Source organism: Microvirga sp. BF8 (genome assembly GCF_059888585.1).
The window spans coordinates 3,700,966-3,723,169 of the sequence record NZ_CM187619.1; the positions used below are offsets into that span (position 1 = coordinate 3,700,966).

The 22,204-nt window shown below is 65.7% G+C and carries 25 protein-coding genes, 1 tRNA gene and 1 pseudogene; 19 read left to right on the top strand and 8 right to left on the bottom strand.

Annotated elements, in window-relative coordinates; all coding sequences use genetic code 11:
* Positions 1 to 163 precede the first annotated feature (163 nt).
* The 9 genes from AC522E_RS17505 (at position 164) to AC522E_RS17545 (ending at position 8,958) form a co-directional block, all read left to right on the top strand.
* Complete coding sequence (locus tag AC522E_RS17505; protein ID WP_500747513.1) at positions 164 to 2,755, top strand: TIGR02302 family protein; 2,592 nt, start codon at positions 164 to 166, stop codon at positions 2,753 to 2,755.
* Positions 2,756 to 2,828: 73 nt separating this feature from the next.
* Positions 2,829 to 3,020, top strand: coding sequence for a twin transmembrane helix small protein (locus tag AC522E_RS17510; protein WP_500747514.1), 192 nt, complete (start codon positions 2,829 to 2,831; stop codon positions 3,018 to 3,020).
* A gap of 100 nt (positions 3,021 to 3,120) precedes the next feature.
* Positions 3,121 to 3,723 (top strand): acyloxyacyl hydrolase, encoded by a 603-nt coding sequence (locus AC522E_RS17515; protein ID WP_500747515.1) that lies wholly within the window; start codon positions 3,121 to 3,123, stop codon positions 3,721 to 3,723.
* A gap of 28 nt (positions 3,724 to 3,751) precedes the next feature.
* Complete coding sequence (locus tag AC522E_RS17520) at positions 3,752 to 4,327, top strand: cob(I)yrinic acid a,c-diamide adenosyltransferase (protein ID WP_500747516.1); 576 nt, start codon at positions 3,752 to 3,754, stop codon at positions 4,325 to 4,327.
* 9 nt (positions 4,328 to 4,336) lie between these two features.
* On the top strand, positions 4,337 to 5,044 hold the full coding sequence (locus AC522E_RS17525) for a rhomboid family intramembrane serine protease (protein ID WP_500747517.1): 708 nt from the start codon (positions 4,337 to 4,339) through the stop codon (positions 5,042 to 5,044).
* Between the two features lie 102 nt (positions 5,045 to 5,146).
* Entirely contained in the window at positions 5,147 to 5,896 is a 750-nt protein-coding gene (locus AC522E_RS17530) for an electron transfer flavoprotein subunit beta/FixA family protein (protein WP_500747518.1), read from the top strand.
* Positions 5,897 to 5,911: 15 nt separating this feature from the next.
* Positions 5,912 to 6,856 (top strand): electron transfer flavoprotein subunit alpha/FixB family protein, encoded by a 945-nt coding sequence (locus tag AC522E_RS17535; RefSeq protein ID WP_500747519.1) that lies wholly within the window; start codon positions 5,912 to 5,914, stop codon positions 6,854 to 6,856.
* 80 nt (positions 6,857 to 6,936) lie between these two features.
* The gene (locus AC522E_RS17540) at positions 6,937 to 7,818 is read left to right on the top strand and encodes a 3-hydroxybutyryl-CoA dehydrogenase (RefSeq protein ID WP_500747520.1); all 882 of its coding nucleotides are present in this window, start codon (positions 6,937 to 6,939) and stop codon (positions 7,816 to 7,818) included.
* Between the two features lie 129 nt (positions 7,819 to 7,947).
* Positions 7,948 to 8,958, top strand: a complete 1,011-nt coding sequence (locus AC522E_RS17545) for a c-type cytochrome (RefSeq protein WP_500747521.1) — start codon at positions 7,948 to 7,950, stop codon at positions 8,956 to 8,958.
* Here the strand turns inward: AC522E_RS17545 and AC522E_RS17550 are convergent.
* A complete protein-coding gene (locus AC522E_RS17550; protein WP_500750745.1) occupies positions 8,930 to 9,427 on the bottom strand; it encodes a DedA family protein in 498 nt (165 codons plus the stop codon). The two genes, AC522E_RS17545 and AC522E_RS17550, sit on opposite strands and share 29 nt — an antisense overlap.
* Positions 9,428 to 9,648: 221 nt before the next feature.
* Here AC522E_RS17550 and AC522E_RS17555 point away from each other — a divergent pair, with 221 nt between their 5' ends.
* On the top strand, positions 9,649 to 10,218 hold the full coding sequence (locus tag AC522E_RS17555; protein ID WP_500747522.1) for an HNH endonuclease: 570 nt from the start codon (positions 9,649 to 9,651) through the stop codon (positions 10,216 to 10,218).
* Between the two features lie 14 nt (positions 10,219 to 10,232).
* On the opposite strand, the gene AC522E_RS17560 is transcribed toward AC522E_RS17555, so the two are convergent.
* Positions 10,233 to 10,721 (bottom strand): disulfide bond formation protein B, encoded by a 489-nt coding sequence (locus AC522E_RS17560; protein WP_500747523.1) that lies wholly within the window; start codon positions 10,719 to 10,721, stop codon positions 10,233 to 10,235.
* An 11-nt stretch (positions 10,722 to 10,732) separates the two neighbouring features.
* Entirely contained in the window at positions 10,733 to 11,314 is a 582-nt protein-coding gene (locus tag AC522E_RS17565) for a YqaA family protein (RefSeq protein ID WP_500747524.1), read from the bottom strand.
* Between the two features lie 153 nt (positions 11,315 to 11,467).
* Here AC522E_RS17565 and AC522E_RS17570 point away from each other — a divergent pair.
* Together AC522E_RS17570 and AC522E_RS17575 are read left to right on the top strand one after the other, a co-directional pair.
* Positions 11,468 to 11,552 (top strand) — tRNA-Leu (locus AC522E_RS17570).
* Positions 11,553 to 11,863: 311 nt separating this feature from the next.
* Positions 11,864 to 12,340, top strand: coding sequence for a thermonuclease family protein (locus AC522E_RS17575; protein WP_500747525.1), 477 nt, complete (start codon positions 11,864 to 11,866; stop codon positions 12,338 to 12,340).
* Between the two features lie 174 nt (positions 12,341 to 12,514).
* Here AC522E_RS17575 and AC522E_RS17580 read toward each other — a convergent pair.
* A pseudogene (locus AC522E_RS17580) lies at positions 12,515 to 12,571 on the bottom strand (hypothetical protein); the annotation flags it as partial.
* Between AC522E_RS17580 and AC522E_RS17585 the strand changes: the two are divergent.
* The gene (locus AC522E_RS17585) at positions 12,551 to 12,715 is read left to right on the top strand and encodes a hypothetical protein (RefSeq protein WP_500747526.1); all 165 of its coding nucleotides are present in this window, start codon (positions 12,551 to 12,553) and stop codon (positions 12,713 to 12,715) included. The pseudogene AC522E_RS17580 and the gene AC522E_RS17585 overlap by 21 nt on opposite strands.
* Positions 12,716 to 12,835: 120 nt before the next feature.
* On the opposite strand, the gene AC522E_RS17590 is transcribed toward AC522E_RS17585, so the two are convergent.
* The 4 genes from AC522E_RS17590 to AC522E_RS17605 form a co-directional block, all read right to left on the bottom strand.
* Positions 12,836 to 14,176 carry a ferredoxin reductase family protein gene (locus AC522E_RS17590; RefSeq protein ID WP_500747527.1) on the bottom strand — a complete coding sequence of 447 codons (1,341 nt, stop codon included), beginning with the start codon at positions 14,174 to 14,176 and terminating at the stop codon, positions 12,836 to 12,838.
* A gap of 197 nt (positions 14,177 to 14,373) precedes the next feature.
* Entirely contained in the window at positions 14,374 to 14,850 is a 477-nt protein-coding gene (locus AC522E_RS17595) for a hypothetical protein (protein WP_500747528.1), read from the bottom strand.
* 119 nt (positions 14,851 to 14,969) lie between these two features.
* Positions 14,970 to 15,248 carry a PepSY domain-containing protein gene (locus AC522E_RS17600; protein ID WP_500747529.1) on the bottom strand — a complete coding sequence of 93 codons (279 nt, stop codon included), beginning with the start codon at positions 15,246 to 15,248 and terminating at the stop codon, positions 14,970 to 14,972.
* Positions 15,249 to 15,469: 221 nt separating this feature from the next.
* Positions 15,470 to 15,754: a PepSY domain-containing protein gene (locus tag AC522E_RS17605; RefSeq protein WP_500747530.1), complete on the bottom strand. Its 285-nt coding sequence runs from the start codon at positions 15,752 to 15,754 to the stop codon at positions 15,470 to 15,472.
* 138 nt (positions 15,755 to 15,892) lie between these two features.
* Here AC522E_RS17605 and AC522E_RS17610 point away from each other — a divergent pair, with 138 nt between their 5' ends.
* The 6 genes from AC522E_RS17610 to AC522E_RS17635 all read left to right on the top strand — a co-directional run bounded on the left by AC522E_RS17610 (position 15,893) and on the right by AC522E_RS17635 (position 22,131).
* On the top strand, positions 15,893 to 16,564 hold the full coding sequence (locus AC522E_RS17610; RefSeq protein WP_500747531.1) for a response regulator transcription factor: 672 nt from the start codon (positions 15,893 to 15,895) through the stop codon (positions 16,562 to 16,564).
* Positions 16,561 to 17,943, top strand: a complete 1,383-nt coding sequence (locus AC522E_RS17615) for a sensor histidine kinase (RefSeq protein WP_500747532.1) — start codon at positions 16,561 to 16,563, stop codon at positions 17,941 to 17,943. The genes AC522E_RS17610 and AC522E_RS17615 overlap by 4 nt, the downstream gene beginning before the upstream one ends.
* Positions 17,944 to 18,104: 161 nt before the next feature.
* Positions 18,105 to 18,470: a hypothetical protein gene (locus tag AC522E_RS17620; protein ID WP_500747533.1), complete on the top strand. Its 366-nt coding sequence runs from the start codon at positions 18,105 to 18,107 to the stop codon at positions 18,468 to 18,470.
* A gap of 43 nt (positions 18,471 to 18,513) precedes the next feature.
* On the top strand, positions 18,514 to 18,984 hold the full coding sequence (locus AC522E_RS17625) for a DUF2271 domain-containing protein (protein WP_500750747.1): 471 nt from the start codon (positions 18,514 to 18,516) through the stop codon (positions 18,982 to 18,984).
* A gap of 20 nt (positions 18,985 to 19,004) precedes the next feature.
* The gene (locus AC522E_RS17630) at positions 19,005 to 21,197 is read left to right on the top strand and encodes a PepSY domain-containing protein (protein ID WP_500747534.1); all 2,193 of its coding nucleotides are present in this window, start codon (positions 19,005 to 19,007) and stop codon (positions 21,195 to 21,197) included.
* A complete protein-coding gene (locus AC522E_RS17635; RefSeq protein WP_500747535.1) occupies positions 21,187 to 22,131 on the top strand; it encodes an FAD:protein FMN transferase in 945 nt (314 codons plus the stop codon). Before AC522E_RS17630 ends, AC522E_RS17635 begins: the two co-directional genes overlap by 11 nt.
* The last annotated feature ends 73 nt before the right edge of the window (positions 22,132 to 22,204 follow it).

Here is a 22,204-nt window from a genome sequence, read left to right on the forward strand (position 1 = left end):
AGGAACACCCAACGACGGACTCCGCGACATCCCATAGGTCAATCTTCCATGATCGCGAGCCTCACGACTCTGTGCCCATATGACCGCTGGTCAGGACGCGAAGCCGTGCTAGCTTGATGAAGGGGGCTTTGGCGCGGACACTGCGTAACGGGAGATCTATGGGATGAGCGGCGGCCCGAACCCATTGCCCGCCCAGGATCACATGAACCGGCGGTTTGGACGCCTCGTCGAGCGCGCCCGCTGGGTGATCTGGTCGGAGAGGGCTTGGCCCCGCCTCTGGCTCCCGCTGGCCATCGTTCTCGTTTTTCTGAGCCTGTCGTGGCTCGGCCTCTGGCTCGAGACGCCGCCTTTCTGGCGCAGCGGAGGTCTGCTGTTCTTCGCGTTGGCTTTCCTAATCTCCCTGTGGCCGCTTATCCGCCTGCCTTTACCAGGCCGGGGTTCGGCCCTCGACCGCCTCGACCGGGATACAGGCCTGCGGCACGGCCCGGCCCGGACCCTGGACGACACCCTCGCCCTTGGTGTCGAGGATCCCGGCTCCCGCGCTTTGTGGACGCTGCATCGCCGGCGTGCCGAGGACGCAATCTCGCATATGCGGGTGGCCGCGCCCGATCCCGACATGCCTCGCCACGATCGCTTCGCCCTGCGGGCCGCCGCCGTCCTCTCGATGATCGCGAGCGCCTTTGTCGCCGGACCCGAGATCGGCTCGCGCCTGGCTGCCGCCTTTGACCGCAATGCACCGGGAGCCACGGCGCCGGACTTTCGCATCGACGGATGGATCGATCCGCCGCTTTATACCCGCGCTCCTCCGCTCATGATCGATCTCGCCAGGGATCAGCACCTGAAGGCGCCCGCCCGCTCGACAGTTGTGATCCGCATCGCCGGCGAAGGAACTGCGGATGTCACCCCCGGGCAGGGTCTCACGCCGCTGCCGCCGAAGGGCGGGCAGCGCGGCGACCTTCGCGAGGAGCGATTCACGTTGGAGAGCACCGCGGATCTGACCGTCCGGACCGGCTTTGCCCGCAGCGTCACGCTGTCGCTCGAGGCCGTTCCCGACCGTCCTCCGGAGGTCGCCTTCTCGGCTCCGCCCGAAGTCAATGCGCGCGGCGTTTTCACACTGATCTACAAGGCCAAGGACGATTACGGCATCGCCGCTGCCGAGGGCCTCGTGGAGAAGAGCAAGGGCCCCAGGGACAGGTCCCTGGTTCCGGCTCCCCCCATCACCCTTGCGATTCCCGGCCACGAGGAGAACGCGCCCGAAACCCGCTCGCCCGTCGATCTGACCAACCACCCCTGGGCGGGCGCAACTGTGAAGCTGAAACTGCGCGTCAAGGATGAAGCCGGCCAGGAAGGCTCGAGCGAAGCCATCGACTTCACCCTTCCGCAGCGGCCTTTCAGCAACCCTCTGGCGAAGGCCCTGGTGGAGCAACGGCGAAACCTGGTGCTGGCGCCGGACGACCGCAAGCGGGTCCAGACGGCCCTCGACGCACTCCTGATCGCGCCCGAGAGCTTCACGCCGCAATGGGGCGTGTTCATGGGGCTGCGCCTCGCCGCGGATCGTCTCCGCCAGGCACGCAGCGACCAGGATCTCCTCGACGTTGCGGACTGGCTCTGGACCATGGCGCTCCAGATCGAGGACGGCAACCTGTCCGATGCTGAACGGGAGTTGCGGGCGGCTCAGGACCGCCTCAAGGAGGCCATGGACAGGGGAGCAACGGATGAGGAAATTCGGCGCCTGACGGAGGAACTGCGCCAGGCCATGGACAGGTTCCTGCGGGAATTTGCCGAGCGGATGCAGCAAAACCCGCAGAGCCAGGATCAGAACCAGCGCCAGGCCGACCGGACGATTACCCAGGACGACCTCAACCGCATGCTCCGCCAGATGGAGGACGCCATGCGCCGCGGCGACATGGCCGAAGCGCAGCGTCTCCTGGAAGAGTTGCGCAACATTCTCGACAACCTCCAGATGGCGCGGCCCAACAACCGGATGACGGATCCGCTCGGGCGCGAAATGAACCAGGCCATGCGCGACCTCGAGGACATGGCACGGGAGCAGCAGAGGCTGCGCGACGAGACTTTCCGCGACGGGCAGAACCGACGCATGCAGCAGGGCGAACGCGGCCAGCAGGGCCAGAGGCAAGGGCAGCGCCAGCGCCAGCGCGGTCAGAGAGGCCAACAAGGTCAGCAGGGCCAGCAGGGACAGCAGAACCAAGGCGACGAGGAAGCGGAGAACGGACAGGACGGAAGCGATCAGCAGGATCCCCTCGGCCAGCGGCAGCAGGCCCTTCGCGAGCGGTTGCAGGAATTGCAAAGGCGCATGCAGGGCATGGGCATGGAGAACGAACAGGGCCTCGGAGATGCCGAGCAGGCCATGCGCGAGGCGGAGAATTCCCTTGGGCAGGGCCAGAACGGGGATGCGGTCGACGCCCAGGGCCGCGCCCTCGAGGGCCTGCGCCGCGGCATGCAGGGCATGGCCCAGCAGATGCAGCAGGGTAACGGCAACGAGCAGGCCGGAGAGCAGGGGAGCCCTGGAGATCCACAGGGGCGTGGACAGGCCAACCAGCGCAACAACGATCCTCTCGGCCGGCCAACGCGCAGCCGCGACTTTTCCGATGGCAATGTACGCGTTCCCGGCATCGATGAATCGGCAGCAGCGCGAGCGGCGCGAATCTTGGAGGAATTGCGTCGAAAACTCGGCGATCCCAGCCGCTCCCAGGAGGAGCTCGATTATTTCGATCGCCTTTTGCGACGCAACTGAGTTGCCTCTCTAGGCCCTTGCCTTGGTGCAGGGTTCGGGCCACACCGTTCAGGCCCTGCCCGATGGAATCAGAATGAGCGATCTCTCCAACGTCATCGTTTTTGCGGCTGTTCTCGCGGTTGCGTTCGTCCTGCTGCTCGGCCTTGTGAACATGTTGCGGGGCGGCAGCGCCAATCGCTCGCAACAGCTCATGCGTCTGCGCGTCCTGCTGCAATTCGTAGCCATCGTCATCATCATGGGCATTATCTGGTGGAGGGCGGCCTAGCTTGCTCCATATTGACACTTTCTCGCCATCGTTCTTTATAAGACACCGTTAGGCATGACTGCTTCGGCCTGCCCCTCTTGATTGAACGATGGAATTCTTGATGCGAACCGGCATAGCTCTGGGCATTGGCCTTCTGGTCGTTTCTGCTCTCGGAGCGTCAGAGGCTGTTGCTGCTGATGCGAGGCGATCCGCCTCGGCACCCTACCCTGCCAGCAGCCAGCCCAGTCTTCTATCGGAGTTCCGAATCGGATTTTCCGCACAGGACCCTTGGGGTCCCGAGGGGCGTGATGGATCCGCGAACCTGACGGGCGAGATCCTCTTTGCAAAGCCGTTTACGGCGTCCGACCTCTTCACCAGCTATTTCATTCCCCGCCCCCATATCGGCGGCAGCGTGAATTTCGACGGACGCACGAGCTTCGCCTATGCCGGTCTGACCTGGACGGTCGATATCACTCCAAGTCTGTTCGTCGAAGGGTCGTTCGGCGGCGCGATTCACAATGGCGAGAAGGATCCCTTCGGCGTCTCCACCCACCATCAGGCCCTTGGATGCTCGCCCCTATTCCGCGAATCGGGCTCGGTCGGCGTGCGCCTCTCTGCCAATTGGAGCGTCATGGCGACCATCGAGCACCTGTCGAATGCCGGTGCCTGCTCCGAAAACCGCGGCTTGACCAATATCGGCGCCCGCGTCGGCTATACGTTCTGACTCTCACCCCCGAACCCTGGGGCGCGCCATGGTCGTCCTGAACCGCATCTATACCCGTACCGGGGATAAGGGCACGACCGCTCTCGCCGCCGGCGGCCGTCGGCCGAAATACGACCTTCGGGTCGAAGCCTATGGGACAGTGGACGAGACCAATGCCTGCATCGGTCTGGCGCGTCTTCATACGTCCGGGCATGAGATCGACCCGATGCTGGGACGCATCCAGAACGACCTGTTCGATCTCGGTTCAGATCTCGCCACCGTGGAGACCGGAAAGCCTCTGCCCTACGAGCCCCTCCGCATCACCCAAGGGCAGGTAGACCGCCTCGAAGGCGAGATCGATCAACTCAACGAGCATCTTTCCACGCTGCGCTCCTTCGTTCTGCCAGGCGGGTCGGCGGCGGCGGCCGCCCTGCATCTCGCGCGCACGGTCTGCCGGCGCGCCGAGCGCCGCGTCGTGGAACTGATGGACAGGCCGGACGAGGTCGTCTCCGCGGAAAGCGTGAAGTATCTCAACCGGCTGTCCGATTTTCTTTTCGTAGCGTCCCGCTACGTAAACGACAAGGGCGCCATAGACGTTCTCTGGGTTCCGGGTCAGAACCGCTGAGGGCGGACCATGTTTCTCCCGCTGCATGACGGCGTACCTCTGAAGAACATGAAGACGCCGGCGGGAACCCGAATCCTTCTCGTGGCCTGCATTGCCGCCTATCTCTTCACCTTCTACGGACCACTCGGCCCCGATGCCATGATCGCCGGCTTCGGCCTGATCCCGTCGGTTCTCTTCGGCACCGAGATCCTGCCGGAGGGCTATCCCTTCGTGCCTGCGCCGCTGACGCTGGTCACCAATATCCTTCTCCACGCGTCCCTGTTCCACCTTCTCGGGAACATGATTTTCCTCTGGGTCTTCGGAGACAACGTCGAAGATGCCATGGGGCACGGGCGATTTCTCGCATTCTTCCTCCTGTGCGGCGGCTTCGCGAGCCTCGTCCATGCCCTGATCGACGCCGGTTCCCACAGGCCTCTCATCGGGGCCTCGGGCGGGGTCTCGGGAGTCGTGGCGGCCTATCTCATTCTCTATCCGCGCGTCCGGATCTGGGGTCTTTTCCTGAAAGGCATTCCGCTGCGGCTGCCGGCTTATTGGGCGATCGGGTTCTGGTTCGTGCTGCAATTCGCCTCCGCCTTCCTGGGCACCGACGACGGCGTCGGCTGGTTCGCCCATCTCGGAGGCTTCGTGGCAGGAGCCCTGCTCATCCCTCTCATGCGCCATCGCTACGATCCGCTGCTGGCGCGTATCGAGACGCAGGAAATGAAAGCGCCGCGTTGACAATCGGATAGCGCCCGCTACGGTCCCGATCATCTTTCCTACCCGTCCGGAGAGCTGGCCCATGACCGCCTCCGGATCTGACCCTTCGATGAGGACAGGCGAATGAAGCTTCTGGTGTGTGTGAAGCGGGTTGTGGACTACAACGTGAAGATCCGGGTGAAGGGTGACGGCTCGGGGGTGGAGCTTGCCAACGTCAAGATGGCGATGAACCCGTTCGACGAGATCGCGGTCGAGGAGGCGATCCGGCTGAAGGAAGCCGGCCAGGCGAGCGAGATCGTCGCGGTCTCGATCGGCCCGGCCCAGGCTGCCGAGACCATCCGCACGGCGCTGGCGATGGGGGCGGATCGCGGCCTCCTGGTCAAGACCGAGGCGAGCGTCGAGCCGCTGTCCGTGGCCAAGCTGCTCAAGGCGGTGATCGCCCAGGAGAAGCCCGACCTCGTCATCCTCGGCAAGCAGGCCATCGACGACGATTGCAACCAGACCGGCCAGATGCTGGCGGCGCTGCTGGGCTGGCCGCAGGGCACGTTTGCCTTCAAGGTGAAGGTCGGCGAGGGCGCGATTGCCGTCACCCGCGAGGTCGATGGCGGCCTGCAGACGCTCAACCTCACCCTGCCGGCGATCGTGACCACGGACCTGCGCCTCAACGAGCCGCGCTATGCCTCCCTGCCCAACATCATGAAGGCCAAGAAGAAGCCCCTCGACGAGACCTCGCCCGAGGCGCTCGGCATCGATGTCAGCCCGCGCCTGAAGGTGCTCAAGACCGCCGAGCCCGGCGGCCGCAAGGCCGGGGTCAAGGTGGCGTCGGTGGCCGAACTGGTCGCCAAGCTCAAGACCGAAGCCGGCGTGCTCTAAGGGAGAACCAGAACCATGACCACGTTGCTGATTGCCGAGCACGACAACGCTCAGCTCAAGGACGCCACCGCCAAGGCGCTGACCGCCGCCGCGGCGCTGGGCGGTCCCGTCCATGTCCTGGTCGCCGGCGCGAATGCCCGCGCCGCGGCCGAAGCGGCGTCCAGGCTGGCGGGGGTGGAGAAGGTGCTGCTCGCCGATGCGGCGGCCTACGAGCACCGGCTGGCCGAGCCGCTGGCGGCGCTGATCGTGGCGCTGGCCGGCCCCTATGCGGCGCTGGTGGCGCCGGCGACCAGCACCGGCAAGAACGTGATGCCGCGCGTCGCGGCGCTGCTGGATGTGATGCAGGTCTCCGACATCACCCGGGTGGTGGCGCCCGACACCTTCGAGCGGCCGATCTACGCCGGCAACGCCATCCAGACGGTGCAGGCGACCGATGCCAAGACGGTGCTCACCGTGCGCACCGCCGCCTTTGCGGCGGCCGGTGAGGGCGGCGCGGCCGCCATCGAGACGGTCCCTGCCGCCGCGGATCCGGGAGTGTCGTCGTTCCAGGGCGAGGAGATCGCACAAAGCGACCGGCCGGAGCTGACCTCGGCCAGGATCATCATCTCGGGCGGGCGTTCGCTCGGCTCGGCGGAGAACTTCAAGACCTATATCGAGCCGATTGCCGACCGGCTCGGGGCGGCGATGGGGGCGAGCCGGGCGGCGGTGGATGCCGGCTATGCGCCGAACGACTGGCAGGTCGGGCAGACCGGCAAGGTGGTGGCGCCGGATCTCTACATTGCGGTGGGGATTTCCGGGGCGATCCAGCATCTGGCCGGGATGAAGGATTCCAAGGTGATCGTGGCGATCAACAAGGACGAGGAGGCGCCGATCTTCCAGGTCGCCGATTACGGCCTCGTCGGCGACCTCTTCACAATCCTCCCGCAACTCAAGGAAGAGTTGACCAAGGCCGGTCACTGAGTTCAGGAATGAGATGGAGCCGGGCGGCAACCCGCCCGGTCCCTTTTGAAGGCACGACAGGTGTCCGGGGCAGCAGGCAAATGGGTATCGAGATTAAAACCGTAGGCGTGATCGGCGCTGGTCAGATGGGCAATGGCATTGCCCATGTATGTTCGCTGGCGGGTTTCGCAGTCCGACTCCACGACATCTCCGAGGAGCGGATCAATGCGGGTCTCGCGACGATCAACGGCAACATGGCGCGCCAGGTCTCGAAGGACGCCATTACCGATAGCGAACGCCAGGCGGCGCTTTCGCGCATCGTTCCCGCCCGGACCTATGACGACCTGAGGGTCTGCGATCTCGTGATCGAAGCCGCGACGGAGAACGAGGAAGTCAAGCGCAAGATCTTCACCAATCTGTGCCCCTCCCTGCGTCCCGAGACCATGATCGCGACGAACACCTCGTCGATCTCGATCACGCGCCTCGCCGCCGCGACGGACAGGCCCGAGCGCTTCATCGGCATTCATTTCATGAACCCGGTCCCCGTCATGCAGCTCGTCGAGCTGATCCGGGGCATCGCCACCGAGGACCCGACCTACGAATCGGCCAAGGAATTCATCGGCAAGCTCGGGAAGACCGTGACGGTTTCGGAGGATTTCCCGGCCTTCATCGTCAATCGCATCCTTCTGCCGATGATCAACGAGGCGATTTACACGCTCTACGAAGGGGTCGGTTCCGTCGACGCCATCGACACCGCCATGCGGCTCGGCGCCAACCATCCGATGGGGCCTCTCCAGCTCGCTGATTTCATCGGCCTCGACACCTGCCTGTCCGTCATGCAGGTGCTCCATGAGGGCCTGGCCGATTCGAAATACCGCCCCTGCCCCCTTCTCGTGAAATATGTGGAGGCCGGCTGGCTCGGGCGGAAGGCCAAGCGCGGCTTCTACGATTACCGTGGCGAGAAGCCCGTCCCGACCCGCTGAATTCACTTCCTTTTCCGCTTTTCCCTTCCGTGCGGCCAAGCTTTCGTCTGGCGTGATGGGACGACCGCTGGCATCATGCGCCCGAAACTCAGGCGTGGCGGTCAGATGCAGGGCGGAACGAGGTCGATCATGAGGGTGGCGGTATGCGTCGCAACCCTGTTTTGCGGAGCGTCCACCCTCCAGGCGCAAACGCCGGCACCGGTGCCCGATCCGTTCTGGAACGTTCCCGACATCGGCTCGCTTCCCGATGACGACCACGGCAGGCTGGTGCGGCGGGGGCGTGACCTGATCACCGCGACCTATGCCCATCTCGGCCCCGAGGTTCCGGATCCCTCGAAGCGCTATGCGGGAAACAATCTCGCCTGCCGCAATTGCCATCTCGACGCCGGAACCAAGAAATTCGGGAATCCGCTCTGGGGATTGAAGGATCTCTTTCCGCAATACGATGCGGAGGCCGGGCATGCGATTTCGCTGGAGCAGCGGATCAATGCCTGCATGACGCGGAGCATGAATGGACGGCCCCTGCCCCTCGATGCTCCGGACATGCGAGCCATGGTGGCCTATGTCGATTTCCTGTCGCGCGGGGTGAAGCCCGGCGAGGAACTGACCGGGTACGGCAGCGATCGAATCGCGGAGCTCGACCGGCCGGGAGATCCGCGGCGCGGCGCGACCATTTTCCAGCAGACCTGCGCCATGTGCCACGGCACCGACGGGAGAGGGCTTCGCCGCAGCCTGCCGACGACCGATCTCGGCTATATGGTGCCGCCGCTCTGGGGGCCGGACAGCTTCAACGACGCCGCCGGCATGAACCGGCTTTCAACCCTCGCCGGGTTCGTCCACGCGAACATGCCGAACGGGACCACCTATCTGTATCCTCGCCTGTCGCCCGAGGACGCCTGGGATGTGGCCGCCTTCGTCGTGTCGCAGCCGCGCCCGCACAAGGCCGATTCGGACAGGGACTATCCCGACCTGCTCCAGAAGCCGGCGGACACCCCCTATGGCCCCTACGCCGACAGCTTCAGCCGCGAGCAGCATATTTATGGACCCTTCGCACCGATCCGGGCGGAGATCGCACGCCTGACGTCCGAGCGGGCCGGCAAGGGGCCATTGCCTAGAGGAAACGCCGGAACCAGTCCGTAAACAGGAACGGACCGAAGCTCCACAAGCCTGCCCACAGCGCCGCGCCGATGGCATTGGCCGTGACGAAATGCGGCCAGGGCATTCCGACCGATCCGGCGACGATGCCGTTGAGCTGCCGCAGGACGACAACGAAGCGCGCCGAGAGCACCACCATGAAGCCTTTCTCACGCGCGGTCTTTTCCAGCTGCGCCAGACGGTCGGGCGTCAGCTTCAGGAGCCCGCCGAACCGGTTCAGGACATAGCGGCCGCCCCATCGCCCGATGAGGTAGCCGGTGCTGTCGCCGAGCACCGCTCCCATCCAGGCGGCCAGGAATACGCCTGAAATCGAAAGATCGCCTCGAGCGGCCAGGAGCGAGGCCGCGATGAGGGCGCTTTCGCCGGGCAGCGGCAGACCGAAGGATTCTCCATAGAGAATGGCGAAGAGAGCCAGCGCGCCATAGGCGGCGATGGCCGGCTCGATCCAGGTCAGGGCCTGCTGAAGCATGGTCATTCGCTCCGTTTCGGGGCCGATGAGGCAAGAGCCGGCGAGGCGGGAACCTGCCGGATCGTTCCGTCGGCTCCATCTGCGTAACGGTGCAAGCTTTCCTGTGGGTGCGTCACAGACGCTCCCGCCGCATGCTTCACAACAGCGTCACACCCTCTATAGTCATAATGGAACGGGATGCGGCTTCTTCTTCATGAGGAGGTGATGTGACGATACACGTCCAACCTGTTGTACGACCTGAGGCCTGCCCGGCCTTGGTGCTCAACGCCGATTACCGGCCCTTGAGTTACTACCCCTTGTCCATCTGGTGTTGGCAGGATGCCATCAAGGCTGTCTTTCTCGACCGGGTGAACATCGTCTCCGAATATGACAAGGTCGTCCGAAGTCCGAGTTTCGAAATCCGCCTTCCCTCGGTGATCTCGCTCAAGACCTACGTCAAGCCTTCCCGAAATCCCGCCTTCACCCGCTTCAACGTCTTCCTCCGCGATCGTTTCACCTGCCAGTATTGCGGCACGCACGAGGACCTGACCTTCGATCACGTCATTCCCCGCTCGAAAGGGGGCCAGACGACCTGGGAGAACGTGGTCGCCGCCTGCGCCCCCTGTAATCTGCGAAAAGGCGACCGGATGCCACGCGACGTCGAGATGTGGCCGCGTCAGAGCCCCTTCGCCCCGACCCTGCACGACCTTCATTCCAACGGCCGCCTCTTCCCGCCCAACTATCTCCACGACAGCTGGCTCGATTATCTCTACTGGGACAGCGAACTCGAACCCTGATCCTGCGCGGGCTCTCAGGTCCTGCCCTTCCAGGCCGCGAAGCCCGCGAAAGCCGCGAGCGCCACCGAGATCAGCGCATTCCAACCCGCCAGCGACAGCCCCAGGAAACGCCAGGCCGCCTCCGTGCAGCTGACGACGCGGATATTGGAGAGCTGGCCGAGCAGGTCACCGACATTGCCCGAACTGGCGCCGGGACCGCCGCCGCAATCGCTCGGGCCGAGCCACAGGCCCCATTCCACACCGGAATGATAGGCACCCATGCCGGCGCTGACGACGAAGACCAGGGCGAGACACCAAAGGCCGATGCGCCCCCAGCGCGGGGGGAGGAGCGCCGTGACCAGGGCCAGCGGAATGCCGAGGTAATAGGGGTTGCGCTGCTCCAGGCAGAGCTTGCAGGGCTGGTAGCCCCACACATGCTGGAATACGAGCGCGCCGCCCACGGTCGCCGCTGCCGCAAGGGCGATCACAAGGGCTGCCTGCCGTATCGCAAAACGGGGCCGCATCGACATCTCCTTCAGAACAGGTAGCGGAATGCCACGAATCCGCCGACGACGGCGACAATGGCCAGGATGGCGACGAGATTGAAATGGCGGTCGATCACGGACTTGATCGCCGGTCCGAAGCGACTCATCAGAAGCGCGATCGCGAAGAAGCGCGCACCGCGGGTGAGGACGGACAGCAGGATGAACCAGCCGAGGCTGTAGCCGGCAAAGCCCGAGGTGATGGTGACGAGCTTGTAGGGGATGGGCGTGAGGCCCTTGAGCAGGATGACCCAGTGGCCGTATTGCGCGTAGCCGTGCCGGAATGCTTCCGCCCCATCCGCGAGCCCGTAGAACTGGAACAGCCAGGCGCCGACGGAATCATACAGCAGCAGGCCGATGAAATAGCCGAGGATGCCGCCGAGTACGGAGGCGACGGTGCAGATCAGGGCATAGGACCAGGCCCGGTCCGGCCGCGCCAGCATCATGGGCACCAGCATGATGTCCGGCGGGACGGGAAAGAACGAGCTCTCCGCGAACGAGACCGCCGCCAGGGCATAGGGGGCCGAAGGCTTGGCCGAAAGGGAAAGGGTCCATTCGTAGAGGCGTCTGAGCATGATGGTCCGCCGGCAGAAGAAATCGTGCCCGTGTTGAGGCCCGCCCCTTTGAGCACAAGCCGCGCCCGGTGGCGAGAGGCCCGCGATGCCGCGGGACCTTCCGCCAGCCGATTGACCGGCCTTCCCGGCCCGTGTTACTCGGCTGTCCGCGTTGCCCCTGTGGCGGAATTGGTAGACGCGCTCGACTCAAAATCGAGTTCCGCAAGGAGTGCTGGTTCGATCCCGGCCAGGGGCACCATTCTGATCTTGCAGCTTCCGTTTCGAACGCTACCAGCAGCATCGCGACTGATGGCTGGTCTGCGTTCCGAATCCGGGTGGTTCCGGATCCGACATGAAGACTCGGAGCTTAGTTGCTTTCGCCGAAGCGCCAGCTTTCCGACCCACTGAAAGTATAGTGCGTGCGAGCGGGACGTTCGTAGGCGGCCCGTTTGAACCAATACTCGCGGCGCTGAGCGGTTGATCGGCTGAAAACCCGTGCTCCTTCGCTGGACCTGAGCCACCAGCCTGCTATCTGTCCACCTTCCCTTACGTAAGGTGTGGTGACGGCAGTTGCGGCTTTCCCTGATTCTCGGTGTTCTCGGATTTCTTTTCGTCTCTTTCCCAGCCCGTGCGGAGGAAATCGCAGGCCAAGCCAGTGTGATCGATGGCGACACCATCGAGATCGTCGGAACCCGGATTCGCCTGCACGGAATCGATGCTCCAGAGAGCCGGCAGACCTGCCGGGATCAGGCAGGCAGGGATTACCGCTGCGGGCAGCGGGCCGCTTTCGCGCTGTCCGACTGGATCGGCAGGGCGACCGTTTCCTGCCGCCCAACCGACACCGACCGATATGGGCGCGTCGTCGCCATCTGCCGCGCCAGGGCGACGGACGTGAACCGATGGATGGTCCGCCAGGGGTGGGCCATTGCCTACCGGCAGTATGCGCTGGACTATGTCCCCGACGAGCAGGCCGCCCGGCAGGCCGGCGTCGGGATGTGGGCCGGGACCTTCGCTTCGCCTTCCGACTGGCGCAAGGGTCGGCGGTAGCTCCCAGGAGGGGCCTGTCGGAGCTTCAGCGCCACCCGACCGCGGACTGAAGGCCCAGCTCGGCCCTGCGCTCCGACGGGAGCCGGACACTGGGATCAGAATAGGGGCCCCTGGTGCGAAACCCGCTGAAGCCTGGCCGATGCGGCCCATTCCCACGTAGCCGATGTCTTTGCCTGCCAGTTCCACCGAGACCGGCCGCGGGCTGTTCGCATGCCAATGCCTACGCCGCAGTTCCGGATCGGCGAAGGCCAGCCGTCGTGCCGCAGCCAGGGCCAACATGACCGCATGGTCGGCCACCCGATCGTGCCGGCAGTGCTGACCGCAATCCTGATGCGGCGCTCGATGATGGCCCGCACATCGACGGTATCGTGGTAGCCGACGCCCCGGTGCTGGACCAGGCGCAGGCGGCGGGCCGCCTCGATGGTCCTCCGCGTCAGGGGCCCCGCGCCTGTGGCGCGTTGACAGCCGCCGCCACCGGCACGTGAAGGGCTTGCTTCATCGCATGGCGAAGAGTTCCTGGTGAAAGCGCTTGGCCACCTTCAGGCCATGCCGGGCGAAATCCTCCCGGAGCGCCGCGCCGAACCCGACCGGGCCGCAGAACCAGATGCTGGCTTCGCGCCAGCCGGGGACGGCGGCGCGGATGCGGTCGCCCGTCAATCGGCCATCACGGGCATCGTGGAGGACATGCAGGCGGACATTGGCCGCCTCCGCGTCCGCGCGCAACTTGGCGATGGCCTCCTCGCTATAATCGGCCGTTGTGTGAAACAGGTGAACGTCCTGAGGCGCGCCCTGCGGCCCCTGGGCGAGCTGTTTCATGCGTGCGATGAATGGGGTGACGCCGATCCCGCCCCCGATCCAGATCTGGCGCGGAGCGTCGTCCTCGAATGTGAGACAGCCATATGGCCCCTCGACCACCACAGGCTCGCCGACATACCGCGAGTCGCGAAGGGTGCGAGTGAAATCGCCCAGCTCTTTGGCGATGAACGTGAGCCGGTGCTCGGCCGGGTTCCAGCCCGAAGCGATGGTGTAGGGGTGCGGCCCCTCGGCGGGAGCTCCACTCAGGAATGCGAACTGTCCCGCCTTGTGCCCCGGCCAGCCTTCAGGGATATCGATCTCGCCCTCGAGGACACGGAGTTCTGGATAGTAGTGGAGGCTGGCGATCCGACCCGTAACCTTGCGACCGGCCCCGACGCGACGGAGAAGAACCAGCACGGCCGCGACGGTCCCCCAGGCCAGCAGCACGGCCATGAGCACGCCGAGTGGCGTCGTCCAAGTGCTGAACTGCACCAGCACGACGGTATGGAAGACCAGGGCCAGGTAGGCGATCGCAATCAAGCGGTGGGTCTTGTAGAAGATCCGGTAGGGAATCCAGCGGACGAGCGCCACGACGATAAGCAATACGGTGGCGTAGAAGGCCCATTCGCCAACGCCCTCCGCGAGGCCGCGCTGCGTCAGCAGGAGCTGTTCCAGCGCGTTGTCGACGGCTGGCCGCGCGCCTCGGGCCGGCCGCTCGAGCCAGCCGAACCCGACCGCCCATTTCGGCCCCTGCGCCCAGAGCCAATGTGCAATAGCAAGGACGAGCCCGCCGATGCCGAGCCACTTGTGCAGGCGGTACATCTTGTCGAGGCCGCCGAGCCACTGCTCCGGCCAGCGTGGGCGCAGGGCAAGGATCATCGCCAGGCTCATGCAGCCCATGGCGAGAACGCCGCTGAGCTGCACCATCGATCCGCGCAGGGCGAAGAAGCTGGCAGGCCGCAAGGCAAGAGGGTCCGCGAGCAGCCACAAGCCAGCCAGCAGGGCCAGCCCGCCCCAGAATGCGGTTTTGATATGCCCCATCGGTGCTCCTCCAGCTGCCTGTAGCAGCCGCTGTCTCAACATACATGCTTCCAAGCGGCGGGCATTCTCTAAGCCCCGCCGCTTCATGTCGTTGATTAGAGTCAACCTGGGGCGGTCGGCCTGATCGCCAACCGCCAACCCTTCGGTGGCCAATCAGCCTTCCAGGCGCAACCGCTGCCGCATGCTCCGGCCCGGCATCAATGCCCGAGCGGTTTCCACCCCGGGTGGTCGAAGTGCTCGCCATAGGCGTTCAGGGCCTGCACGATGGCAACGGCACCCTTGTCCTGGCCAGTGCTCTCCTGCATGGCGTTGACACCGTCCAGCACCTGCGTCAGCGCCACATGGAGCTGAAGGTCGGCCTCCTCCGGCAGCTTGCAGTTCGCCACCACGTAATCGACCTGCTCCTGGACCGTGCCGGCGAGCGCAGCGTAGTCCGCAGCAGAGTAGCGCCCTTCGTGGATCTGCGGCAGGGCGACGTCGAATGCCGCGCGGATCCGGCTCATCCCGCTTCGCAGGGCCTCGTCCGTCTGCCATTTCTGGCCGTTGTTGAGCCGCAGCTCCACGGCGGGAGCGGTGTGACCGTCGTGCCCGTGCGGCGCGGCCGCGAACACCGCCCCGGACAATCCCGCCGAGAGGCCCAGCACGACCATCGTGCCGGCAAGAAATCTGTTCATCGCCATCATCTCTTCTCCTGTCCTATGCTGAATAGCTCAACGATGGTTCGTCCCCGGTGGAAGCTCTTTGGCCGGGATCAACGAGCTGCCGGCCTTCTGCGGGAAATGCGCAGCCCTGTTCAGCGGAGCTTCGCCTGGAGGAGCTCGCCGGTCGTCCGGGCATAGACAGCCTTGATCGGAAAGCCGCTGTCATTCACCGCCTGGACCTCGTAGCAGCCGCGCCCGGCCTTGATCCGGTCCACCCGGTAGCCGAGGCTCTCGAGACCTCTGCTCACTTCGCTCACGGCGATGGTCCGGCCGTCCGGGCCGGCAGCGCAGCGGTTGTCCGATCCGCCGGCCATCGCAGGCCCGGCAAGACCTGTCATCACAAGGGCGGAAGCCATGATGATCGTACGCATGTCGATCTCCTGTCATTCTGAACCGAACGGCATGTCCGGCTCGATGAGGAGACATTAGCGAAAGACCGCTTCCGCGATGCTGTTGATCCGTGTCAGCGAATTGTCAGGCGCGCCGGGGCATCTTGGGCTCATGAGAAAGACCCGTTGCGATAGGATCGCCCTCGGCCCCGCCGCAGCCCGCAAGGCTGCAGCCGTCCTGTCGGAGACGGGCTACGCCGTCATCAATCGTGGTCGCTGTCATTCTCACCCTTGCGCCGGACGAGCTCCAGGCTTCCCGGATCGAACTTCGCCGCGAGGCGCTCGCCGCGCATGTTTGTGGCCTTCACCTTGTAGCAGCCGTCGTCGGAGCGGATCGACCGGACGATCCAGCCTTCCGCCGCGAGCTTCTTTTCGAGGGCCTCGCGGGGCTGCCAGTCGGCGAGTGGCACATTGCATCTCTCGCCAGCGAGGGCTGGCGCTGCGCTCATGCAAATCGACAGGATCGCCACACCCACCCAGCTTCTCACTGCAGACACTCCGATTTCGGCACGCGGATGTAAAAGATAACACCCTGACCTGACATCAGCCTGAACGCCAGTCGGATTTCTCTGGCTCCTTTCCACCGGCGGACGCGCTAACGTGGCGCTGGTTCAAAAGAGGTTCCTATGCGCATCTTGCTGGTCGAAGACGACCCCGTCCTGGGCATGGCGGTTCGCGACCAGATCGTGGCCGACGGGCACTCGGTCGATTGGATGAAGCGCCTTGACGAGGCCGGCGAGGCGATCCGTGCCGCGGTCTACGATCTGATCCTGCTCGACCTGATGTTGCCCGATGGGCGTGGACTCGACTTCCTGAAAGCGCGTCGCGCGGCCGGAGAGGTCACACCGGTTATCATCCTGACTGCCCGCGACCAGATTTCCGATCGCATCGCCGGGCTCAACGCCGGAGCAGACGACTATCTGGTGAAGCCCTTCGACCTGTCCGAACTCACGGCCCGCATCGGCGCGGTCGGCCGGCGCTATTCCGGCAATCCCAACCCGCTCGTGACCGTTGGCGACATCGAGGTCGACCTCGCAGCGCGTTCTGCCCGGCGGGGCGGCAAGGCAGTGCAACTGACGGCGCGGGAATGGGCGTTGTTCGAGGCTTTCGTCCAGCGGCCCAACATGCTCCTGTCGAAGGCACAACTCGAGGAGCGGCTCTACTCCTTCGACGCGCAGATTGAGAGCAACACGATCGAGGTCTACATCGCCCGGCTGCGCAAGAAGCTCGGCGCGGATGCCATCGAAACCGTGCGCGGCATGGGCTACCGTCTCGGCACTCAGGGAAGCCGGACATGAGGCTCCCGGCCGGCTTTGCGCGATCGAGCCTGCGTCGCCGCCTCGGCGTCGGTCTGGCGGCCGGTGTAGCCGTTTTGTGGCTCGCTGCATCGACGGTGGCAGGCCTCGTTCTGCGCCGCGAGGTCGACGAGGTCTTCGACAGTGCGCTGCAAGAGGTCGCTCAACGCATCCTGCCCCTCGCCTATGCCGAGGTGCTAGCGCGCGATACCGAGGACACGACGCAGCGCATGCCGCAGGTCGGCCCGCACCGGGAATACATCACCTATGTGGTCCGCGACGACCAAGGCAGAGAACTTCTCCAGTCCAGCGATGCCGATCCCTTGAAAATCCCGCGCGATCTGCCCCTGGGTTTTCACACGACCGATCGTCTCCGCACCTACACCGAGGCTGCGGTCCAGGGCACGATCGTCGTGACGACCGCGGAGGATCTTTCGCACCGCCGCGCAGCGGTCATGCGCGCCGTGAGCGCGCTGATCTGGCCTCTGGCGGCCCTCGTGCCGATTGCGCTGCTTGGCGTGTGGATGACGGTCCGGTTGTCGCTGAAACCCGTGGTCACGTTCCGGACCGCGATCGAGTCCCGGGGACGCGGGAATCTGAACCCCGTCGCCACCGAAGGATTGCCCGACGAAATCGCGCCGGTGGCCGCCGCGGTCAACGCGCTGATGGGCCGGCTGCGCGGCACGCTTGAGGCCGAACGCAGCTTCACCGCGAACAGCGCACACGAGTTGCGCACTCCGATCGCTGCCGCGCTGGCACAGACGCAGCGCCTGCTGGCCGAACTGCCTGACGACCCCCGGCGTGATCGCGCCCGCTCCATCGAGGCGGCGCTGCGCCGCCTGTCCCGCCTTTCGGAAAAGCTCATGCAGCTTGCCAAGGCAGAGGGCGGCGGGCTCCTCGCCCAGAATCCGGCACCTCTCGGGCCCGTGCTCGGCCACGTGATCGAAGACATCGATCGCCAGATCGTATGCCGTGACCGGCTCGACCTTTCGATCCCGCTCGATGGCGGCCCTCCGTCCGATGTCGACCCTGATGCCTTCGCGATCCTGGCACGCAATCTGATCGAGAACGCCCTCAAGCACGGAGATCCCGATCAGCCGATCACGGTGAGGCTCACCGACGGATTGCTCGAGGTCTGCAACCACGGCGAAGTGGTACCGGCCGAGCAACTGGCACGGCTGACACGCCCCTTCGAGCGCGGCCAGACTTCTGCGGAAGGGTCCGGCCTCGGGCTTGCGATTGCCGCCGCCATCTGCCGCGGCGCGGGCTTGGCTCTTGAGCTGGCCTCGCCGATCCCCGGGGATACCGACGGCTTTCGCGCGCTGGTTCGCTTAGGCATCGACGCGGCCGAGCAGGACGCCATTCCGGGGCGCTCAACATGAGGGCAGCTATGCTGACCGCACAGTTCTGACCCTGGCATTCCGCCTTGCGACCGCCACAAACCTGACGGGAAGCTGAAAGCAAATCGACAAACGGTTCAGGTCGCTGTCAGCCTTGGATGCGACGGTCGTCTCCGGGAAACAATCAACCCGGAGACAGCACCATGTACAAGCATTTCCTAGTGGGAGCAGCCCTGCTCCTCTCCGCTACGACAGCTGGTCTCGCGATCGCGGCCGCGGCCGGCGAAAGCGGATTCCTGACGAGCGACCGGCATGGGCGGAGCGTCGCTCAGCTGACGGTCGGCCAGGGTGTCCGGCCCATCCTCCTCGCAAGCGAAACCCGCGAGCACGGCCGCCACGCGGACCGCCTCGCCAAACGTGAGCGACATCACCACCACGACGACGACGATGACGACGAGGATGGTGGCCGCAGAATGATTCCGCAGAACGGCTCGACCAATCCTGGCACGCCGGTCCCCGGCAACGGCCTCTTCAACGGCAACAGCCGTCCCAAGGTTCAGGTTCAGTAACCGCCGGATCCTCGCTCATCCCGCAATTTCCAGGAGCAGAATGATGAAAGTGCTCATACCTACGCTCGCGACCGCGACCGCGCTCGTTGTTCCGACCCTCGCCGATGCCCGTCCTGTCACCTTCGAGGCCACGCTCAAGAACTACGGAGGCAACGGAGCCTATGTCGCCCTCTATGTCACCGATGCCTCCGGGAAGTACCGCGGCACGCTGTGGATGGCCGGAGGCAAGGCGAAGTACTACCGCCACCTTTCCGACTGGCAGCGCCTGTCGGGCGGCGCGGCCGCCGAGATCGACGGCATCACCGGCGCAAGCATCGGCTCGGGCAAGACGCTCAGGATAACGGCCGACATCGCCGATGCCATGATCGATGCGGGCTATCAGGTCCATGTCGATACCGCCGTCGAGGACGGGATGGACAACCCGTCAGAGGTCGTGGCGCCGCTGTCGACCGGCTCTCCCGCCAAGCCCACTGCCGGCAAGGGCTACGTCAAGTCTTTCCTGGTGTCGTTCTGAAGGGGCCCGGGTGCAACGCCATGCTTCGCCGCATTCATTCCTTGCCGGGCCTCTTGCTCGCGCTCGTGCTCACCGTCATCGCCGGCACCGGCACGGTGCTGTCGATCGATCCGGCATTTGACCGGGCAACGCTGCCGTCCATCGAACGGGGCACCAGCGTCGCGGCGCTGGCTGAAGCCGTCGTCGCACGCCACGGGAGCGTCGACAGGATTGTCCGTCGTCCAACCGGCGCCGTGACCGTCACCTATTCCGACGGCACCGCCAATGGCGTCGAGCTGGTGGATCCTGCTACGGGCGCCGGCCTCGGAGCGTACCGGCCCTCGGACTTCACCCGCATCATGACCAACCTGCACCGTTCGTTTCTGGCGGGTGATGCCGGCCGGGCAGCGGGCGGAGCCGGCGCGGCAGCAATGCTTGTGCTCACAGTCTCGGGTCTCCTGCTGCTCGTGCGCCGCCTCGGCGGCTGGCGAGCGTTGCTCGGGCCGATCCGCGGCACGGCAGCCCAGTGCTGGCATGGTGAACTCGGCCGTCTCGCAGCCGTCGGGCTGATGCTCTCATCGCTCACCGGCCTGTGGATGTCGGCCGGCACCTTCGGGTTCATCCCGCAGAGTGACGCACCCGAGCCCGCAATCACCGTGAGCGGCAGCACTCCTGCGCCGGTCGGGACCCTTGCGGCGCTCCGCGCCGTCGATGTCGCGGACCTGCGAGAACTGACCCTTCCCGCGCCGGATGACCGCACCGACACATACAACCTTCGGACAGCCACTGGCGAGGCCTGGATCGACGCGGCAACAGGCGAGACGGTCGCCTTCAGGCAGGCAGATGCCTTTGAGCGCATCCAGAATGTCGTCGTCATGCTCCACACCGGCCGTGGAGCATGGATGCTCGGGCTCCTGCTCGGCTTCTCTGCCGCCTCCGTTCCGGCGTTCGCCATCACCGGGGCCGCGATCTGGTGGCGCCGTCGCGCCGGCCGGCCGCGCATCGCCAACAACGTTCCGGCCCGCTCGGCCGACACGGTGGTTCTGGTCGGCAGCGAGGGCAACACGACCTGGGGCTTCGCGACGACGTTGCATGCCGCCCTGACGGCGGCCGGCCACCGTGTCCATATCGCAGCCATGAACGAGCTCGCGCCCGTCCATACGAGCGCTGAGCGAATGCTGATCCTGACCTCGACCTACGGCGATGGCGCCGCGCCGGCGTCGGCAAAGCACTTCCTGGCCCGGCTCGCGGCCCTCGACACCGCCGCGCCGGTCATGGTGCTCGGCTTCGGCGACCGTACCTTCCCGCATTTCTGCGGTTATGCCCAGGACGTGTCGGCCGCACTCGACCGGAAGGGCTGGCCGCGGCTCCTGCCGATGAAGCGGGTCGACCGGCAATCCGCCCAGGAGTTCGCCCAGTGGGGACGCGACCTTGGCGTCGTCCTCGGCCACGACCTCGTGCTCGAACACATCGCCGCGTATCCGAAGACGACGGAACTCGAACTCCTCGAGCGCGAGGATTACGGCGCCGCGGTCGGCGCGCCGATCGCCATCCTGCGGTTCCGCGCGCCCGTCGTCGGAGGCGCGGGCAGCTCCGGCCGGTTGCCGTCATTCGAACCTGGCGATCTCGTCGGCATCGTGCCGCCGGGGAGCGCAACGCCTCGGTTCTACTCGCTCGCATCGTCGTCGCGCGACGACGTGCTCGAGATCTGCGTCCGGCTCCGGGAGGACGGGCTCTGCTCGACATTCCTGCATGGCCTTGTGCCCGGCTGCCGCATTGACGCCTTCATCCGCGAGAACCCGAGCTTCCGCCCGGTCGTGGGCGGAACGCCGCTCATCCTGATCGGCGCCGGGGCCGGCATCGGCCCGCTCGCCGGCTTCGTTCGGGCGAACGCCGCCGGCCGGCCGGTGCATCTCTACTGGGGCGGCCGGAGTCCGTCCTCGGACTTCCTCTACGAACACGAACTCGCCATGCACCTCGCGGAGAAGCGGCTGACCACGCTGAACACGGCTTTCTCCCGCACGCCGGACGGAGGCGCGTATGTCCAGGATCGCATCGCGGCCGATGCGCCGCGTCTGCGTGAGCTGATCCGGCATGGAGCACAGGTGCTGGTCTGCGGCGGGCGCGACATGGCGCAGGCCGTGACCCATACCCTCGACGCGATCGTGCGCCCGCTCGGCCTCGATCTCGCAGCCCTCAAGTCCAGCGGGAGATATGTCGAAGATGTCTACTGAAGCTCTCCAACGGCCCCAGGCCCTCGACCGCCGCGTCCTGAACGGACCAACGATGGGCTCGCGCTGGTCGGCCGTATCCTACGGAGCGGATGACCTCGATATCGTAGCGCTCAATGCGGCACTCCAGGAGGCGGTCGACCGCGTCGACCGGCAAATGTCGACATGGAAGCCGGATTCAGACCTCAACCGCCTGAATGCAGCCCCGATCGGTGCATGGATCGCGATTCCCCGCGAGCTCACGGCGGTGCTCGCCGCGGCTCTCGAGATCGGCCGTGACTCCGGCGGAACGTTCAACATCGGCGTTGGGGATCTGGTCCAGGCCTGGGGCTTTGGCGGCGGATCACGGTCGCCGGATCCGAGGCGAATCGCGACGGGCGCTCTTCGGGCGTCGTTCGACCCGCCGAAGACGCTCCAGCTCGATCGGTTGGGGTCCCGCGCCCGGAAGCTTGCCCCCCTGGCGCTCGATCTGTCGGGCATCGCCAAAGGCTTCGGCGTCGACGAGCTGGCCCGGGTCATGAGCGCTTTCGGCATCCGATCATGGCTCGTTGGCATCGACGGCGAGATGCGTGCCCGCGGTTCCAAGCCCGACGGGCGTCCTTGGATTGTCGCCCGGGAAAAACCGGGGTTCGGAGTGCGGGAGATCGATGGCGTACTCGAACTGCAGGACATGGCCGTCGCGACCTCCGGCAACTATCGGCACGTGACGCAGGTCGACGGTCGCCCCGTCTCGCATACCATGGACCCCCGGACCGGCTTGCCGCTCGCGAACGATCTTGCCGCGGTTACGGTCCTGGCGGACAGGTGCATGGCCGCAGACGCCTGGGCCACCGCATTGATGGTCTCCGGGGCAGAGGCCGGACTGGAGCTCGCCCGACGGATCGGCTTGGCGGCACTGCTCGTTCGATCCGACGGCGAAGTCCTGTCGACCTTGTGACGAACGGCGCGGCAGGGACTTGCCGGAGCGCCGAAGGCCAGCGCGGCCATGATTCAGGAGGAGTTTGGGTGAG

Coding starts and splice junctions, on each gene's coding strand:
- AC522E_RS17610 (WP_500747531.1), top strand. CDS start 15,893: ATGCGCATCTTGCTGGTCGAAGACGACCCCGTCCTGGGCATGGCGGTT.
- AC522E_RS17520 (WP_500747516.1), top strand. CDS start 3,752: ATGGTCGTCCTGAACCGCATCTATACCCGTACCGGGGATAAGGGCACG.
- AC522E_RS17505 (WP_500747513.1), top strand. CDS start 164: ATGAGCGGCGGCCCGAACCCATTGCCCGCCCAGGATCACATGAACCGG.
- AC522E_RS17530 (WP_500747518.1), top strand. CDS start 5,147: ATGAAGCTTCTGGTGTGTGTGAAGCGGGTTGTGGACTACAACGTGAAG.
- AC522E_RS17525 (WP_500747517.1), top strand. CDS start 4,337: ATGTTTCTCCCGCTGCATGACGGCGTACCTCTGAAGAACATGAAGACG.
- AC522E_RS17600 (WP_500747529.1), bottom strand. CDS start 15,248: ATGCGTACGATCATCATGGCTTCCGCCCTTGTGATGACAGGTCTTGCC.
- AC522E_RS17565 (WP_500747524.1), bottom strand. CDS start 11,314: ATGCTCAGACGCCTCTACGAATGGACCCTTTCCCTTTCGGCCAAGCCT.
- AC522E_RS17535 (WP_500747519.1), top strand. CDS start 5,912: ATGACCACGTTGCTGATTGCCGAGCACGACAACGCTCAGCTCAAGGAC.
- AC522E_RS17540 (WP_500747520.1), top strand. CDS start 6,937: ATGGGTATCGAGATTAAAACCGTAGGCGTGATCGGCGCTGGTCAGATG.
- AC522E_RS17560 (WP_500747523.1), bottom strand. CDS start 10,721: ATGCGGCCCCGTTTTGCGATACGGCAGGCAGCCCTTGTGATCGCCCTT.
- AC522E_RS17545 (WP_500747521.1), top strand. CDS start 7,948: ATGAGGGTGGCGGTATGCGTCGCAACCCTGTTTTGCGGAGCGTCCACC.
- AC522E_RS17615 (WP_500747532.1), top strand. CDS start 16,561: ATGAGGCTCCCGGCCGGCTTTGCGCGATCGAGCCTGCGTCGCCGCCTC.
- AC522E_RS17635 (WP_500747535.1), top strand. CDS start 21,187: ATGTCTACTGAAGCTCTCCAACGGCCCCAGGCCCTCGACCGCCGCGTC.
- AC522E_RS17625 (WP_500750747.1), top strand. CDS start 18,514: ATGAAAGTGCTCATACCTACGCTCGCGACCGCGACCGCGCTCGTTGTT.
- AC522E_RS17595 (WP_500747528.1), bottom strand. CDS start 14,850: ATGAACAGATTTCTTGCCGGCACGATGGTCGTGCTGGGCCTCTCGGCG.
- AC522E_RS17585 (WP_500747526.1), top strand. CDS start 12,551: ATGCCAATGCCTACGCCGCAGTTCCGGATCGGCGAAGGCCAGCCGTCG.
- AC522E_RS17630 (WP_500747534.1), top strand. CDS start 19,005: ATGCTTCGCCGCATTCATTCCTTGCCGGGCCTCTTGCTCGCGCTCGTG.
- AC522E_RS17590 (WP_500747527.1), bottom strand. CDS start 14,176: ATGGGGCATATCAAAACCGCATTCTGGGGCGGGCTGGCCCTGCTGGCT.
- AC522E_RS17510 (WP_500747514.1), top strand. CDS start 2,829: ATGAGCGATCTCTCCAACGTCATCGTTTTTGCGGCTGTTCTCGCGGTT.
- AC522E_RS17515 (WP_500747515.1), top strand. CDS start 3,121: ATGCGAACCGGCATAGCTCTGGGCATTGGCCTTCTGGTCGTTTCTGCT.
- AC522E_RS17620 (WP_500747533.1), top strand. CDS start 18,105: ATGTACAAGCATTTCCTAGTGGGAGCAGCCCTGCTCCTCTCCGCTACG.